A 13,109-nucleotide genomic window follows, 5' to 3' on the forward strand; every position below is an offset into this window, starting at 1 on the left:
GCGCGCGATGCGTCCGAGCGCCAGAGACTTACGCATATTCCAGTTCGGCCGGCATGACGGGCGCGTCAACGTCCTGGGATAGCGGCAGCCTTCTGATGCGGCTCATCGTAAAGAGGCCGAAAGGCGCGAGGAGGCGACGCTCCATGAGCTCCATATCGGAGCGCTGATCGATCCAGTCGCCGATGATCGACCAGGGGAATTGTGGTCGCCAGCCGAGCTTGGGCGCGACATGTCGGTCGAGCCAGGTGTCGAGCGCCGCGAGAGGATCGTCCTTTCGGCTGACATGGTTCACCAGGATGATCTCGCCGCCCGGGCGCACGACGCGCGCCAGTTCGTCCAGCATCGCCTCGGGCTCCGGCACGACCGTCAGCACGAAGGGCGCGCAGACGCAGGCGAAAGCCGCGTCGGGGAAAGCCATCCGCGACGCGTCCATTTTGTAGAGGCCGACGACGTGGCTCAGGCGCTCGCGCTCGACCCGCTGCGCCGCCCGGCGGAGCATATGTTCCGAAAGGTCGACGCCATAGACCTCGGTATGCGGCTCGAACATCGGCAATTCGAGACCCGTGCCGACGCCGACGTCGAGAATCGGTCCGTCGGCCTTGTTGGCGGCCGCTGTCAGCGCCCGGCGCCCCGGACGGAAGACGGCGGTGAACGTCAAATCATAAATCGGCGCCCAGCGCGCATAGGCCGCCTCGACGTCGCAATTGTCGAGGTTTTCCGTTTCGCGGCTATAATCAGTCGCTTCGCTCATCTGGGCGCCCCTCGCGCGGCTGCGGCGCGCGGCGTCGGCGCCATGACTGGAACGGATTTGATCGTCGGCTCGACCGCGGAGATGAAGCCGCCGCCCAGCACGCGCGCCGCGCCGTCGGCGCGGTCGTAGAACACACAAGCCTGACCCGGCGAGACGCCAAATTCTCCCGTCCCGAAGACCACTGTCGCCTCCTTGCCGTCGCTTGCGATCAGCCGGGCGGGGACGGGCGGACGGGTCGATCGGACGCGAGCCATGATATCGATTCCCTGGGGCGGCAGTTGAGACAACTCGCCAGGGCCGATCCAGTTCACATCGCGCAGCGCGACCGCGCGGGTCTCCAGCGCCTCGCGCGGGCCGACCACAACCTGGGCCTTGGCGGCGTCCAGCCGGACGACGAACAGAGGCTGCGCATCGCGCCCGGCGACCGCCGCGCCGAGCCCGAGGCCGCGCCGCTGCCCGATCGTGTAATGGACGACGCCGGCATGGCGGCCGAGCACGCGGCCGTCCACATGCACGATTTCGCCCGGCACCACCGCTTCCGGAGCCAGGCGCTGGACGACGTCCGTGTAACGGCCGCTGGGCACGAAGCAGATGTCCTGGCTGTCCGGCTTGTCCGCGACGTCGAGCGAATAGCGGCGCGCCATTTCGCGCACCTCGGCCTTGGTGAAGTCGCCCAGCGGGAAACGCAGGGATTTGAGCTGCTCGCGCGTGGTGGCGAAGAGGAAATAGCTCTGGTCGCGGGAGGCGTCCTGAGCCCGATAGAGGGCGCGGCCGCCCGCGCCGTCGTCGCGCGAGGAAATATAATGGCCCGTCGCCAGGACATGCGCGCCCAAATCCTTCGCCGTCTCGAACAGATCCGCGAATTTGATGAACTGGTTGCAGGCGATGCAGGGAACCGGCGTCTCGCCGCTCGCATAGGAGGCGGCGAATTCGTCGATCACCTTTTCCTGGAAGCGGCGCTCATAATCGAGCACGAAATGGGGAATGCCGAGCCGCGCCGCGACCGCGCGGGCGTCCTGTATGTCCTGCCCGGCGCAGCAGGCGCCCTTGCGGTGGGTCGCTTCCCCGTGATCGTAAAGCTGAAGCGTGACCCCCACGACGTCATAGCCCCGCTCCTTCATGAGCGCGGCGACGACGCTGGAATCCACCCCGCCGGACATGGCGACGACCACGCGCGTTTCTCCCGGGGAGGCCGGCAGGGTCGGCAACTCGTCCTCAGCGATGGTGCAATGCGTCATTTCGGGGAAGGTACGCCTTCGAGTGACACGAGCCGGGTCTCCGCCGCTGGACGGAAGGGCGCCGACAAACTGACATTTAGATCATTACCTATCCGTGAGGCAATCGCATCCGCGAAAGCGCCGCGCCATATCCATGTCATATTGTTCCTTGGCCGCATGGCTGCTAAGACGCCGCAAACTGTAGCGGGGTGTGGGGACCAGCGATGGCGGCGATGAAACTTCTGGCGGGCAACTCGAACCGGGCGCTCGCGGAGGCCATAGCGGCGCATCTCAACATCCCGCTATGCCGGGCGCATGTCCGCCGCTTCGCCGATCAGGAGATCTGGGTCGAGGTTTTGGAGAATGTGCGCGGGCAGGACACTTTCGTGATCCAGTCCACCTCCTTCCCGGCCAACGACCATCTGATGGAGCTTCTGATCATGATCGACGCGCTGCGCCGCGCGTCGGCCCGCCGCATCACGGCGGTGATCCCCTATTTCGGCTATGCCCGTCAGGACCGCAAACAAGGTCCGCGCACGCCGATCTCGGCCAAGCTCGTCTCCAACCTCATCACCCGCGCCGGGGCGGACCGCGTGCTGACGGTCGACCTCCACGCCGGACAGGTGCAGGGCTTCTTCGACATTCCGACCGACAATCTCTTCGCCGCGCCGGTCATGGTGGCCGACATCAAGGCGCATCGTCAGTTGAAGAACGTCATGGTCGTCTCGCCGGACGTCGGCGGCGTGGTGCGCGCCCGCGCCTTGGCCAAGCGCATCGACGCGCCGCTGGCGATCGTCGACAAGCGCCGCGAGCGCGCCGGCGAGTCCGAGGTGATGAACATCATCGGCGACGTGCGCGGGCACAACTGCATCCTGGTTGACGACATCGTCGATTCGGGCGGCACGCTGTGCAACGCCGCGGAGGCGCTGCTGGCCGCCGGCGCGGAGTCGGTCCACGCCTACATCACCCATGGCGTGCTCTCCGGCGCCGCCTGCGCGCGCATCGCCGCGTCGAAACTGAAGGAGCTGGTGATCACCGACACGATCCGCGAGACGGACGGGGTGACGGCCGCCCACAATATCCGCGTGATCCCCATCGGCCCGCTCATCGGCGAAGCGATCGCCCGCACGGCCCGCGAGGAAAGCGTGTCGAGCCTGTTCGACTGATTGGCGCGAGCGGCGACGAAGAGGCTTCATAAGCCCGGCGTCTCGGCGACGTCGGATTCCGGTCCAATCGTCGCCCTGTTCACCGTTCCCTTCGTCGAAAGCGCAGCTCGTCATCCCGCCTGCGCGGCCCGCGGCGGCATGGCGTATTTCTGCACGCTGCCGTCGACGAAGAAAATTCTTTTAAGAAGGAAAATTGCCCGCAGGTTCGACTTGTCTTCCGAGACGAGGCGCTTGCCTTTGCCGTCGAGCTTCTTCGCATCGACATGCTGATCCCAATGCAGCGCCCCGCCTTCCGAGATGAGCGCGCTTACCGAGATCGTCGAACTGTAGATGTTGTTGTCCTGCTGGTCCGCAACCTTCATCACGCCCTCGAAGGCGCGGATCGGCTTGCCGGCGAGGTTTTCGAAATTGAGGGAGAGCGTCACCCGCTCGCCGTCTTCCGCGCCCTGCACGACCTCCCGGTCGAGAAGGGCGAAAGCGAGAGGCGCGGGTTGCTCGGGCGCCTCGGCCTTGGCGACGACGGGCTTTTCCGGCGCATCGGGCTTGGCGGCGTCCTGCCGGGCGTCCGGCTTCGAGGCCTCGCTTTTGGCGAGTTCGGGTTTGGCCGGCGGGATCGGAATGTCGGCCGGCGGCTTCGGGTCGGCGTCCCGCGCATCGGCGGATTTCGCCTCTTTCGACGCCGTCTTGCCGTCATCGCCTCTCAGGAGGCGCGCCAATCCGACCTTGTCGGCGGACTTCACGCGCGGCGCGTCGGCGCTTTTCGACTCGGAGGCCGCCTTCGTCGCGGATCCGGATTTCTCGGAGCCGAGGAGCGCCGCGACATTCATGCCGCCCAACTCGCCTTTTTTGCCGAGAAAGAAGCCCGCGCCGCCGGCGATCGCGACGCCGAGCGCCAGGATCAGCCCCTTGGATGAGCCGTTGGACGAACCCTTGGACGGCGCGCTTTTCGTCGCCTTGGAAGGGCGCGCGCCCCGGGAGGATTGAGATTTCTTCTTCGCCACCGCCGCACTCCGAATGGAATCGATTTGAGGAAAGTTTGACGGATAATTCTCATTGCAAAAGCGACGCTTCCTTGCATGGTTGACGCGGAGTTAACGCCGTGCGTTCGTCGCCCGCTCGTGGCCCTTGCCCTCGCGCCGCGCGGGCGCCAAAAGCGCGGGCATGACCGATCAGACGATCCGCGAACCCGTTCCCGCCCGCTTCAACCTCTCCCGCTATTGCCTGGCGGAAAACGCCCGTCTGCGCCCCGACGAGACCGCGATCACGGTCGTCGGCGACGCGGGCCCGATGCGGTGGACGCATAAGGAGCTCGATCTGAAAGTCAGGCGCCTTGCGGCGGGCCTGCGGTCGCTGGGGCTCGCGCCCGGCGCGCGGGTCATGATCCGCATGGGCAATGAAGCCAATGCAGCTTTGGCGTATTTCGCCACGATCGCGGCGGGTTACGTCGCGCTGCTCGCTTCCTCGCAATTGACTTTCGAGGAGGCGGGCTTCCTGCTCGAGGATTGCGGGGCCTCCGTGCTGGCGCTCGGCGCGGCCTTCGAGAAGGAGGCGCATGAGGGAAGCGCGATCATCTTGCGGGGACCCGATCTGGAGCGCCTTGCCGAAAGCGCCCCGCTCGAAGACTACGCCGACACGGCGGCCGATGATCCAGCCTATCTCGTCTACACCTCCGGCACGACCAGCCGCCCGAAAGGCGTTCTCCACGCCCACCGCGCCGCCTGGGGCCGCCGGCCGATGCGCGCGCATTGGACGGGGCTCGGCCCCGGCGACGTGATGTTGCATGCGGGGGCGATCAACTGGACCTACACGCTCGGCGTCGGGATCGTCGATCCATTATCCGCCGGCGGCTCCGTCGTGCTTTACAACGGCCACCCCGATCCGAATGTCTGGCCGCGGCTCATCGCCGAACATCGGGCGAGCGTTTTCGCGGGCGTGCCAGGCGTCTATCGGCAGATGTTGAAATATGGCGCGCCGGAACAGGCCGACCTGTCCAGCCTGCGCCATGGGCTTTCGGCCGGCGCGGCCCTGCCGCCGGCGTTGCTCGCGGAGTGGAAAGCCCGCACCGGCAAGGAGATTTTCGAAGCCTTCGGCATGAGCGAATGTTCGACTTTCATTTCGAGCGGCCCGACCACGCCCGTTCATCCTGGCTCTCCGGGGCGCCCGCAGCCGGGCAGGGTGGTCGCGGCCTTGCCGCAGGAGGGCGGCGAGACGCCCTTGCCGCCGGGCGAGACAGGGGTGCTCGCCGTGCGGCGCGACGATCCCGGACTGATGCTCGGATATTGGAATCGGCCCGACGAAGAGCGCGACGCTTTTCGGGGCGACTGGTTCGTGTCGGGCGATCTCGTCGCCTTTGACGCGAAAGGCTACATGCATCATCACGGCCGCGCCGACGAAGTGATGAATGCGGGCGGCTATCGCGTGTCGCCGGCGGAAGTCGAGAAATGCCTTCTCGCCTTCGATCATGTCGCCGAAGCCGCCGCGGCGGAACGGCCGGGACGCGACTCCGATACGACGATCATCAAGGCCTATGTCGTCATGAGGGACAATGCGCCCAAGAACGAGGAGGCGATCCTCGCTCATTGCCATGCGCATCTCGCAGCCTACAAGCGTCCGCGCGCGGTCGTCTTTCTCGACGCGCTGCCGCGCAACGCCAACGGGAAACTGATGCGCGCGGCCTTGCCGTAGATCGTGGAGCCGCTTCAAGCAAAAGAAAGGCTCGATCGCGCGTCGGGGCAATGATGCGCGACCGAGCCTCCATATCCGTTCGCCGGGCAGAGCGAACGAATATATTACGCTTTGACCAGGGTCCGCTCGATCGCATGTCGGTCGTCGGAACTGGAGCCGGAGCTGTCTTTCTCCGGCGCGCGCTTGCGAGCGCGTTTGGGTTTCCCGCCGGGCGCGGGAGCCTCCCCATTGATCGAGGCCTTCATGTTCGGCGAGGCCTTGAAGACGACGACGCGCCGCGCATCGATCGCCACGGGAGCCCCGGTGCGCGGATTACGGCCCGCGCGCTCGTGCTTCTCGCGAACGACGAAGGAGCCGAAATCGTGGAGTTTCAACGTCTCTCCGGAAACCAGCGTTTCGACCATCTCGTCGATCACGCAGTCCGTCAGCCGCTTGGCTTCGCGGCGCGAAATGCCGCTGACGCGCTCGAAGATGGCGAGCGCGATCGCCTGACGCGTCAACGCCCCGCGCTCCGCCGCTGCGGCCCCTGCGCCACTGTGCTCAATTGACGTTTTTTTATCCGGAGTCGACATTGTCCGAGCGCCTGAAATCTTTCTGCTCCGCGCCCGCTCCTGTTCGATAAACTCTTTGGGCGCCGGAATATTGTGGAAGTTGCGCGCTCCGTGCCCACCGCGACAGTGCTGATGGTCACCTTGCGCCAGTGACTTTTGTCATTGGCCTGTCGTTTTCGGACGGCGCGCGTGCTATAAAACCAGTTATAGCCGGCTGAAACTTAAGGTCTCCTGGTCACGAAAACGCACGGTTTTAAGGGAAACGGGATGGACAAGGGCGACCAAGAAGAAAAGCATAAACTAGATGTTACGCCGATCAGCCTAATTTTTGATCCGATGGAGCAGATGCGCGAGCTCCTCTTCGGCGCGACTCATCGCGAGACCGGAAAAGAACTTGCTCGCCTTGAACAAAAACTGGAGACTTTTCAGAAAGATTTTGCCGCGCAAGTTGAGGCGCTCGACGCGCGTCTCCTGCAGATTGCGCGCGAGGCCGAAAAGAGCCAGGCGGAATCGCTGATGACGATCGGAAACGCTCTCTCCGAATTGGGAGAGCGGCTCAAGGCGATGAGCGAGAAGCGCGATGTCTGACATGTCGACGTCCGGCGGCGCGGAGGCGTTCGAGAAGATCAAGGCGCTTCTGCTCGGCGACACCGCGCGCCGACTGGACCAGACGGCCGAGCGCGTCGAAAGGCTCGATACGCGCCTCGGCGACGAGAGCAAGTTTTCGATCTCGACCGGCGACGCCCTTGTCGACGCCTTCAAACACGCCGAAGAGAAGCGTCCGCGCGACCTCAGCAACGCGCTCGCGCCGTCCGTGGTCTCCATCATCCGGTCGGAGATCAGGAACTCCAAGGACATGATGGTGGAGGCGCTCTATCCCATCATGGGCCGTCTCGTGACCGCTGCCGTGGCGGGCGCCTTTCGAGACCTCGTGGAGAGTCTCAATACGCGCATAGACGCGCTCGTCTCCGCCAATTCATGGCGTTTGCGGATGCGCGCCATGGCGACCGGCCGCAGCATGGCGGAGGTCGCCCTCGCCGAGGCCGAGGCGGGGCGTCTGAAGCGCGCCTTGCTTCTCGAGCGCGGAAGCGGGCGGCTTCTCGCCATCTGGCCCGTGAAGGAAGACGGCGCGGAAGGCGGCAACGCCGACCTCGAAAGCGGCATGATCGCCGCCATCACCGAATTCGCCACGAAGGTGTATGCCGACAAGGGCGGCGAATTGCGCATGCTCGACATGGGGGCGGGCAAGGTTTTTCTGCGCGCGTCGCCGCAGGTCATCGTCGCGGGCGAATTCGGCGGGGAGCTGTCCGGCCAGAATGAGCGGCGGCTGGACGAGGCTTTCCTTTCCATCGTGGAGATGCACGAAAAGGACGAGGCGTCGTGCACGCCCGACGCGATCGGCGGGTTGCTGAACGGCGCGCTCGCGGCCCCCGCCAAGCCAAAGAGCAAGACGCCGGTGATGATCTTCGGCGCCGTCGTGGCGGGGCTCATCGTCTGGTTCAGCTGGCAGCCCGCCGTGAACGCTTATCGCGAATGGCGCATTCTCGGCGCTTATGACGAAGCGATGGCGGCGCATCCCGCGCTCGCTCAATATCCGTTGCGCCTCGTCATCGATCCTGAAGGCGGCCGCGTCGTTCTGCGCGGGCTGGCGGCCAATGAGACCGAGCCGCTCGCAATCGCCGAAGCCGTCTCTCACGCATCACCTTACCGCGTCGAACGGGAAATCCAGATCGTTGCGCTCGCCTCGCAAACCGCTCAGGATCTGCGCGCCGGCGAGACGCGCGCCGCCGCGACGCTGCAGGAAGCGCAATCGCAGATCGAGGCGCTGCGGGGCGAATTGAAAGAGGCGCGAGCGACGCTCGAACGTCTGACGCAAGAGCATGACGCGCCGCGCGCGAAGCTGCGGCGTTTCGTCGAGAATTTCGCTGTGTTCTTCTCGGATTCCGACACGCTGATCGACCCGGGCGCGACCGCCGCGCGGCTGGACCAATTGGCGACGCTGCTCAAGGAGAGCGATAGCGGTCTGCGCGTCGTCGGCTATGCCGACGATGTCGGCGCGACGGTTTCGAGCCGGTCCGCTTCCCGCAAGCGCGCGGACAAAATCGTCGCCATGCTGGTGGAGCGCGGCGTGCCCCGAAGCCGGCTCGCCCTCGTCTCGCGCTCGACCCTCAACCCCATCGCGGATTCGGCCCTCGACACCATCCGCAGCCGCCGCGTCTCCTTCGAACTGCCCTATGCCGGGGAGTTCGACGTGCGATGATATCGGCGAAAGTCATGTTGCTGGGGGATATCGGCGTCGGCAAGTCGTCGCTGGCGCGCCGCTTCGTCTTCGATCGCTTCGAGAGCGACTACAAGACGACGATCGGCGTCGACGTCCTCACCCATGACGTCGCGCTTGGCCCGGAGGCGGAGAACGCGACGCTGCGCTTTGTCCTTTGGGACACGGACGGCGATTTCGGCGTGCGGATTTTCGAGACCGTCTATCTTGCCGGCGCGTCGGCCGCGATTGTCGTCGCCGACGCCACCCGGCCGGCGACGCTCGTCAAGATGGCGGGCCTCGTCGCCAGGTTCGAAGAGCGTTTTCCCGGCCGTCCCGTCTGTGGAATCGTAAACAAGATTGACCTTGTCCCGGAGTTCCGCCTCGCCGGAGAAGCGGCGCCGCATATGGATGTCGTCTACGCCAGCGCCAAGACCGGGCAGGGCGTGGAAGAGATGTTTCTGGCGCTCGGGCGGACGATCTGGCGGCGGTCCTGATCAGCGCTCCGAGAGCGCCCGGATAGCGAGTTCCGTCCGGCTGCGCAGATGCAGCTTGGCGAGGATCGTCGAGACGTGGTTTTTGACTGTCCCTTCCGCCAGTCCCATTTCTTTTGCGATCTCGCGGTTGCCTTTGCCCGCGGCGACATGGGCCAGCACGTCTTTTTCGCGATCTGTCAGCGGCTCCTCGTCCTCGACGCCGGGAGAGGCCGCCGGTTTCACATATGTCTTCACCCGACGAAACTCGGCCAGAATCTTTGAGGCGATGCTGGGCGACAGACGGGGCTCGCCGCTCGCCGCGCCGCGGATGGCCGCCAGAATTTCGCTCTCTTCCGCCTCCTTGAGGAGATAGCCCGAAGCGCCGGCCGAAATCGCCTCGAAGACGAGTTCGTCCGCGTCGAAGGTCGTCAGCATGACGACGCGCGTCTGCGGCGCCTTGGCGAGAATGGCGCGGGTGGCCGCGACGCCGTCCATACGCGGCATCTTGAGATCCATCAAAATAACGTCGGGCGCGTAGGTGAGGGCGGCGGCGACCGCCTGTTCGCCGTCCGCCGCGGTGGCGACGACGTCTATATCCTCTTCCAACGCCAATAGCGCCGAGAGCGCCTTGCGGATCACCGTCTGATCCTCGGCGATCACGAGGCGTATCTTTTCCCGATCGCTCAAAGCGCGTCCCCCCGCAATCTTCCCCAAGCTCACGGGCACCATAGGCGCTGGCGTCCAGGGGCGCAAAACCTGACTGCAGGATGAACGGCGCAGCCACGTCACGTTCAGGGAAGCGGAGCGATGATCCGGGCAATGACGCCAATTGGCGGCAGCCTCGAGCGAAGGGAGCGTCCGATGGGCCTTAATCTCCGACACGCGATCACGGTCGCCGCTATGGCGGGCCTGCTCGGCGCGAGCCTCGCGTCGCCTGCCGCCGCGGGCGATTGGGGCCATGGATGGGGCCGTTCCGGCTGGGGCTATCATGGCGGCTGGGGCAATGGCGGCTGGAGCAATGGCGGCTGGGGCAATGGCGGCGCGGCCGCCGCCGCGGCGCTTGGCGGCTTCGCCCTTGGAGCGGTCGCCGGCGCGGCTTCTCAGCCGGCCTATGGTCCGGGGTATGGCGCTTATGGCGATTGTTATTTCGTGGACCGCCCAGTCGCGGACGACTGGGGCAATGTCGTCGCCTATCGGCGGGCGCAGGTCTGCGAATAGCTGGAAATCAAAGACGTCCTCCCCGACGCCTCCCAGGGTTTCGTAGCGTCCGCGTATCTCCAGCGTTTCCGCCGTCGCCCTCCCGCCCCTCTCGCGTGGCGGCGGATAACGAGCCTCCCGGAGCGATCCGGGAGGCTTTTCGTCAGATCGGCTTGAAAGCGAGAACGGATTTCGATTCGCTCGCGTCCCGGCGCCAGAAGCCGTTTGAATCCTTCTCGAAATGCGCCTTGTGCCCCTTCCTTGCGACGAGTACGAGCTTGCCGCGGTCGATCGACCAGCGCACCGGATCGAAGACGACGACGCCATTGTCGCGGCAGGCGGGGGCGAGTTGCGCGCGGCCCCCGCCCATGAGCGTGAGCATGCAGCCCGTGTCCTTGTCGTCGCGCAATATGCCGTAACGACCGGCGTCGCCCGCGGCGAAAGCGCCGGCGGCCGGCAGAAGCGTTGCGAAAGCGGCTGTGATGATGTCCGGGCGTCGGCGTCTTTGCGCGCGCGGGATAGGTGTCGACATCGACGCTTGCTCCAAGGATCCATAGAATCGCCATCAGTTTGCCCTTTTCACGCTTTGGGGCCAAGCGCGTTTGCGGGCGGAGCGGGCCGATTTTCTTCCAGGGCGCGGTAATGTGTAGCAGCGAGACCTTTTGCGCGGCGCCGGCTCGCGCTTTAAGGTCCGCGTGGAATACGTTCTCAGGGAGTCTCGCCTTATGGACCCGGCCGCACTCGCCCTCGCCGAACGCTCTGCGCCGCGTTACACGAGCTATCCCACAGCCCCGCATTTTTCGAAGGAGATCGGCGACGCCGAAATGCGGCACTGGCTGTCCGCGCTCGATCCGCACGCGTCGCTCTCGCTCTATTTCCACGTCCCCTTCTGCCGGACGATCTGCTCCTATTGCGGCTGCCACACCAAGGCCGTGCGTCAGGAGGCGCCGCTCACGGCCTATAAGGAAACGCTTCTGCGCGAAATCGAGATGACGGCGCAGGCGACGCCGGCGCGCAGCGTCGCGAGCATCCATTGGGGCGGCGGCACGCCGAGCATTCTGGGGCCGGCGCGCTTTGGCGAGATCATCGGCCGGATGCGCGACCTCTTTGGCGTCACGGGCGAGACGGAACACGCCATCGAACTCGATCCGCGCATACTCGACGCGGAAATGGTCGAGGCGTTGGCGCAAGCGGGCGTCAATCGCGTTTCCTTCGGCGTGCAGGATCTGAACGCCCATGTCCAGGAAGCGGCCGGCCGCGTTCAGCCTTTCGAAATCGTGGAGCGCGCCGTCGCGATGGTGCGCGGCGCGGGCGTCGCCGCGATCAATTTCGATTTGATGTACGGCCTGCCGCATCAAAGCGTGGCCGACGTCGAACGCACGGCCGCCATGGCCGCCTCGCTCGATCCGCAGCGGCTCGCCGTCTTCGGCTACGCCCATGTCCCCTGGTTCAAGGCGAACCAGAAGCTCATCGACGCCGCCGCTCTTCCCGGCGCGGCCGAACGCCTCGCCCAGGCCGCCGCGGTGCGCAGGACTTTGGAGCGCGCGGGTTTCGAGGCGATCGGGCTCGACCATTTCGCGCGCCCTCACGATCCCCTCGCCGTCGCCGCGCGCGATGGGCGCATGCGTCGCAATTTCCAGGGCTATACGATCGACAGCGCCACGGCGCTTCTTCCCTTCGGCGTCTCGTCCATCGGCCGGCTGCCGCAGGGCTTCGTCGGCAACGCCACCGACCTTGCGGGCTGGCGCCGCGCCGTCGAGGACGATCGTTTCCCGGTCACGCGCGGCCTCGCCTTTTCCATAGAGGATCTGGCGCGGGGCGACCTGATCGAGCGGCTCATGTGCGATTTCACGGTCGATTTCGGCGCGATCGCGTTGGAGCATGGCTTCCATGTCGAGGCTTTCGACGAGGCGCGCCTTCCGCTTTCAGCGCTCGAGCGCGACGGCGTCGTCGAGGTCGTGGACCGCCGGGTGACGGTCACCGAGCGCGGCCGGCCTTTCGTCCGCCTTGCCGCCGCGGCTTTCGACGCCTATCTGGACCAGTCAGCCGCGCGCCATTCCGCCGCGGTGTGAGCGTCTCGGGGGAGGGGCTGTCACGGAGGGGCGGATGACGCCGCTGACGGCCTTTTTCGCCAAATTCATCGGCGCCTATGCGATCCTCGCCGGAGCCTGGCTCTTCTTCCGGCGTGAAGCCGCGCTGGGCCTCATCGACCGCATCTCCAACGATCCCGTTTTCGAGTCGATGATCGGCGTGCTGCGCCTCGTCTTCGGCCTCGCCGTCATTTCCGCGCATAATCGCTGGGACGGTTGGCTGGCGTCGCTGGTCTCGGCGCTGGGCTGGATCGGGCTCGCCAGCGGCGCCGCGACCATGTTCCTTCCGACAGGTTTTTTGCGGCGCATGGTCGAGCGCATGCGCTTTCGGGAACAGCTTCCCCTTTACGCCCTCGTTTCCGCGCTTCTCGGCGCCGTTCTGCTTCTCGGCGGCCTCAGCGCGTGATTTCGATCGACTTTTTTAGGCGTCCGCCAGCGAATTTCCGACTGTTTCGACGCAAGAGCCGGCTGGTGAAGCATTATCAATGCAAATGACAGTCGGCTCACGTCTTTCGGCGTCATGTCGACGCAAGAAGGGCGGCGCTCATGGAGGGTGTGATGGAAGCGAAGGAACTGCTCAACAACCCCAAATTTGTCGCGCTCTGGATCGCAATCTGGGTCCTCATGCTGCTCGCCGTCGTCAATATTTACGAAAAACTGAGCCTCCTGGCGCAGCTCGGCCAGTAACAAGGATTGCGGCCGAACTTGTGGCGGCGGGC

General features: G+C 65.6%; 15 protein-coding genes. 9 read left to right on the forward strand and 6 right to left on the reverse strand.

Features of this window, described 5'->3' with window-relative positions:
• Nucleotides 1-28: 28 nt before the first annotated feature.
• Nucleotides 29-751 (reverse strand): class I SAM-dependent methyltransferase, encoded by a 723-nt coding sequence (locus MMG94_RS00540; protein WP_016919559.1) that lies wholly within the window; start codon nucleotides 749-751, stop codon nucleotides 29-31.
• On the reverse strand, nucleotides 748-1,989 hold the full coding sequence (gene mnmA, locus MMG94_RS00545; RefSeq protein ID WP_016919558.1) for a tRNA 2-thiouridine(34) synthase MnmA: 1,242 nt from the start codon (nucleotides 1,987-1,989) through the stop codon (nucleotides 748-750). Before mnmA ends, MMG94_RS00540 begins: the two co-directional genes overlap by 4 nt.
• 212 nt (nucleotides 1,990-2,201) lie before the next feature.
• Here mnmA and MMG94_RS00550 point away from each other — a divergent pair, with 212 nt between their 5' ends.
• Nucleotides 2,202-3,134, forward strand: coding sequence for a ribose-phosphate pyrophosphokinase (locus tag MMG94_RS00550; RefSeq protein WP_420846606.1), 933 nt, complete (start codon nucleotides 2,202-2,204; stop codon nucleotides 3,132-3,134).
• A gap of 110 nt (nucleotides 3,135-3,244) precedes the next feature.
• Here MMG94_RS00550 and MMG94_RS00555 read toward each other — a convergent pair whose 3' ends face one another.
• Nucleotides 3,245-4,135 (reverse strand): hypothetical protein, encoded by an 891-nt coding sequence (locus MMG94_RS00555; protein ID WP_026016184.1) that lies wholly within the window; start codon nucleotides 4,133-4,135, stop codon nucleotides 3,245-3,247.
• A gap of 160 nt (nucleotides 4,136-4,295) precedes the next feature.
• On the opposite strand from MMG94_RS00555, the gene MMG94_RS00560 reads away from it, so the two are divergent.
• Entirely contained in the window at nucleotides 4,296-5,819 is a 1,524-nt protein-coding gene (locus MMG94_RS00560; RefSeq protein WP_026016183.1) for an acetate--CoA ligase, read from the forward strand.
• A 104-nt stretch (nucleotides 5,820-5,923) separates the two neighbouring features.
• Here the strand turns inward: MMG94_RS00560 and MMG94_RS00565 are convergent, their stop codons facing one another.
• A complete protein-coding gene (locus MMG94_RS00565) occupies nucleotides 5,924-6,319 on the reverse strand; it encodes an integration host factor subunit alpha (protein WP_016919555.1) in 396 nt (131 codons plus the stop codon).
• A gap of 318 nt (nucleotides 6,320-6,637) precedes the next feature.
• Between MMG94_RS00565 and MMG94_RS00570 the strand changes: the two genes are divergently transcribed.
• From MMG94_RS00570 to MMG94_RS00580, 3 genes are read left to right on the forward strand one after another with little or no spacing between them, the layout of a single operon-like run.
• Entirely contained in the window at nucleotides 6,638-6,958 is a 321-nt protein-coding gene (locus tag MMG94_RS00570) for a hypothetical protein (protein ID WP_081495630.1), read from the forward strand.
• The gene (locus MMG94_RS00575; RefSeq protein ID WP_081495629.1) at nucleotides 6,951-8,630 is read left to right on the forward strand and encodes an OmpA family protein; all 1,680 of its coding nucleotides are present in this window, start codon (nucleotides 6,951-6,953) and stop codon (nucleotides 8,628-8,630) included. Before MMG94_RS00570 ends, MMG94_RS00575 begins: the two co-directional genes overlap by 8 nt.
• Nucleotides 8,627-9,124: a Rab family GTPase gene (locus MMG94_RS00580; RefSeq protein WP_016919552.1), complete on the forward strand. Its 498-nt coding sequence runs from the start codon at nucleotides 8,627-8,629 to the stop codon at nucleotides 9,122-9,124. The genes MMG94_RS00575 and MMG94_RS00580 overlap by 4 nt, the downstream gene beginning before the upstream one ends.
• Here MMG94_RS00580 and MMG94_RS00585 read toward each other — a convergent pair whose 3' ends face one another.
• A complete protein-coding gene (locus MMG94_RS00585; RefSeq protein WP_026016182.1) occupies nucleotides 9,125-9,790 on the reverse strand; it encodes a response regulator in 666 nt (221 codons plus the stop codon).
• A gap of 174 nt (nucleotides 9,791-9,964) precedes the next feature.
• Here MMG94_RS00585 and MMG94_RS00590 point away from each other — a divergent pair, with 174 nt between their 5' ends.
• Nucleotides 9,965-10,321 (forward strand): hypothetical protein, encoded by a 357-nt coding sequence (locus tag MMG94_RS00590; protein ID WP_040579140.1) that lies wholly within the window; start codon nucleotides 9,965-9,967, stop codon nucleotides 10,319-10,321.
• A gap of 142 nt (nucleotides 10,322-10,463) precedes the next feature.
• Here MMG94_RS00590 and MMG94_RS00595 read toward each other — a convergent pair whose 3' ends face one another.
• Nucleotides 10,464-10,832 (reverse strand): hypothetical protein, encoded by a 369-nt coding sequence (locus MMG94_RS00595; protein ID WP_016919549.1) that lies wholly within the window; start codon nucleotides 10,830-10,832, stop codon nucleotides 10,464-10,466.
• Nucleotides 10,833-11,025: 193 nt separating this feature from the next.
• On the opposite strand from MMG94_RS00595, the gene hemN reads away from it, so the two are divergent.
• The 3 genes from hemN (at nucleotide 11,026) to MMG94_RS00610 (ending at nucleotide 13,077) form a co-directional block, all read left to right on the forward strand.
• Nucleotides 11,026-12,372, forward strand: a complete 1,347-nt coding sequence (hemN, locus tag MMG94_RS00600; RefSeq protein WP_026016180.1) for an oxygen-independent coproporphyrinogen III oxidase — start codon at nucleotides 11,026-11,028, stop codon at nucleotides 12,370-12,372.
• Between the two features lie 34 nt (nucleotides 12,373-12,406).
• Nucleotides 12,407-12,796 (forward strand): hypothetical protein, encoded by a 390-nt coding sequence (locus MMG94_RS00605; protein WP_016919547.1) that lies wholly within the window; start codon nucleotides 12,407-12,409, stop codon nucleotides 12,794-12,796.
• A 152-nt stretch (nucleotides 12,797-12,948) separates the two neighbouring features.
• Nucleotides 12,949-13,077, forward strand: coding sequence for a hypothetical protein (locus tag MMG94_RS00610; RefSeq protein ID WP_016919546.1), 129 nt, complete (start codon nucleotides 12,949-12,951; stop codon nucleotides 13,075-13,077).
• Nucleotides 13,078-13,109 lie beyond the last annotated feature (32 nt).

This window comes from Methylocystis parvus OBBP (genome assembly GCF_027571405.1).
GTDB classification, from domain to species: domain Bacteria; phylum Pseudomonadota; class Alphaproteobacteria; order Rhizobiales; family Beijerinckiaceae; genus Methylocystis; species Methylocystis parva.

Bases quoted from the DNA above. Each gene is read 5' to 3' on its own strand.
- MMG94_RS00540 (WP_016919559.1), bottom strand. From the start codon at position 751: ATGAGCGAAGCGACTGATTATAGCCGCGAAACGGAAAACCTCGACAAT.
- mnmA (WP_016919558.1), bottom strand. From the start codon at position 1,989: ATGACGCATTGCACCATCGCTGAGGACGAGTTGCCGACCCTGCCGGCC.
- MMG94_RS00550 (WP_420846606.1), top strand. From the start codon at position 2,202: ATGAAACTTCTGGCGGGCAACTCGAACCGGGCGCTCGCGGAGGCCATA.
- MMG94_RS00560 (WP_026016183.1), top strand. From the start codon at position 4,296: ATGACCGATCAGACGATCCGCGAACCCGTTCCCGCCCGCTTCAACCTC.
- MMG94_RS00570 (WP_081495630.1), top strand. From the start codon at position 6,638: ATGGACAAGGGCGACCAAGAAGAAAAGCATAAACTAGATGTTACGCCG.
- MMG94_RS00575 (WP_081495629.1), top strand. From the start codon at position 6,951: ATGTCTGACATGTCGACGTCCGGCGGCGCGGAGGCGTTCGAGAAGATC.
- MMG94_RS00580 (WP_016919552.1), top strand. From the start codon at position 8,627: ATGATATCGGCGAAAGTCATGTTGCTGGGGGATATCGGCGTCGGCAAG.
- MMG94_RS00590 (WP_040579140.1), top strand. From the start codon at position 9,965: ATGGGCCTTAATCTCCGACACGCGATCACGGTCGCCGCTATGGCGGGC.
- MMG94_RS00595 (WP_016919549.1), bottom strand. From the start codon at position 10,832: ATGTCGACACCTATCCCGCGCGCGCAAAGACGCCGACGCCCGGACATC.
- hemN (WP_026016180.1), top strand. From the start codon at position 11,026: ATGGACCCGGCCGCACTCGCCCTCGCCGAACGCTCTGCGCCGCGTTAC.
- MMG94_RS00605 (WP_016919547.1), top strand. From the start codon at position 12,407: ATGACGCCGCTGACGGCCTTTTTCGCCAAATTCATCGGCGCCTATGCG.
- MMG94_RS00610 (WP_016919546.1), top strand. From the start codon at position 12,949: ATGGAAGCGAAGGAACTGCTCAACAACCCCAAATTTGTCGCGCTCTGG.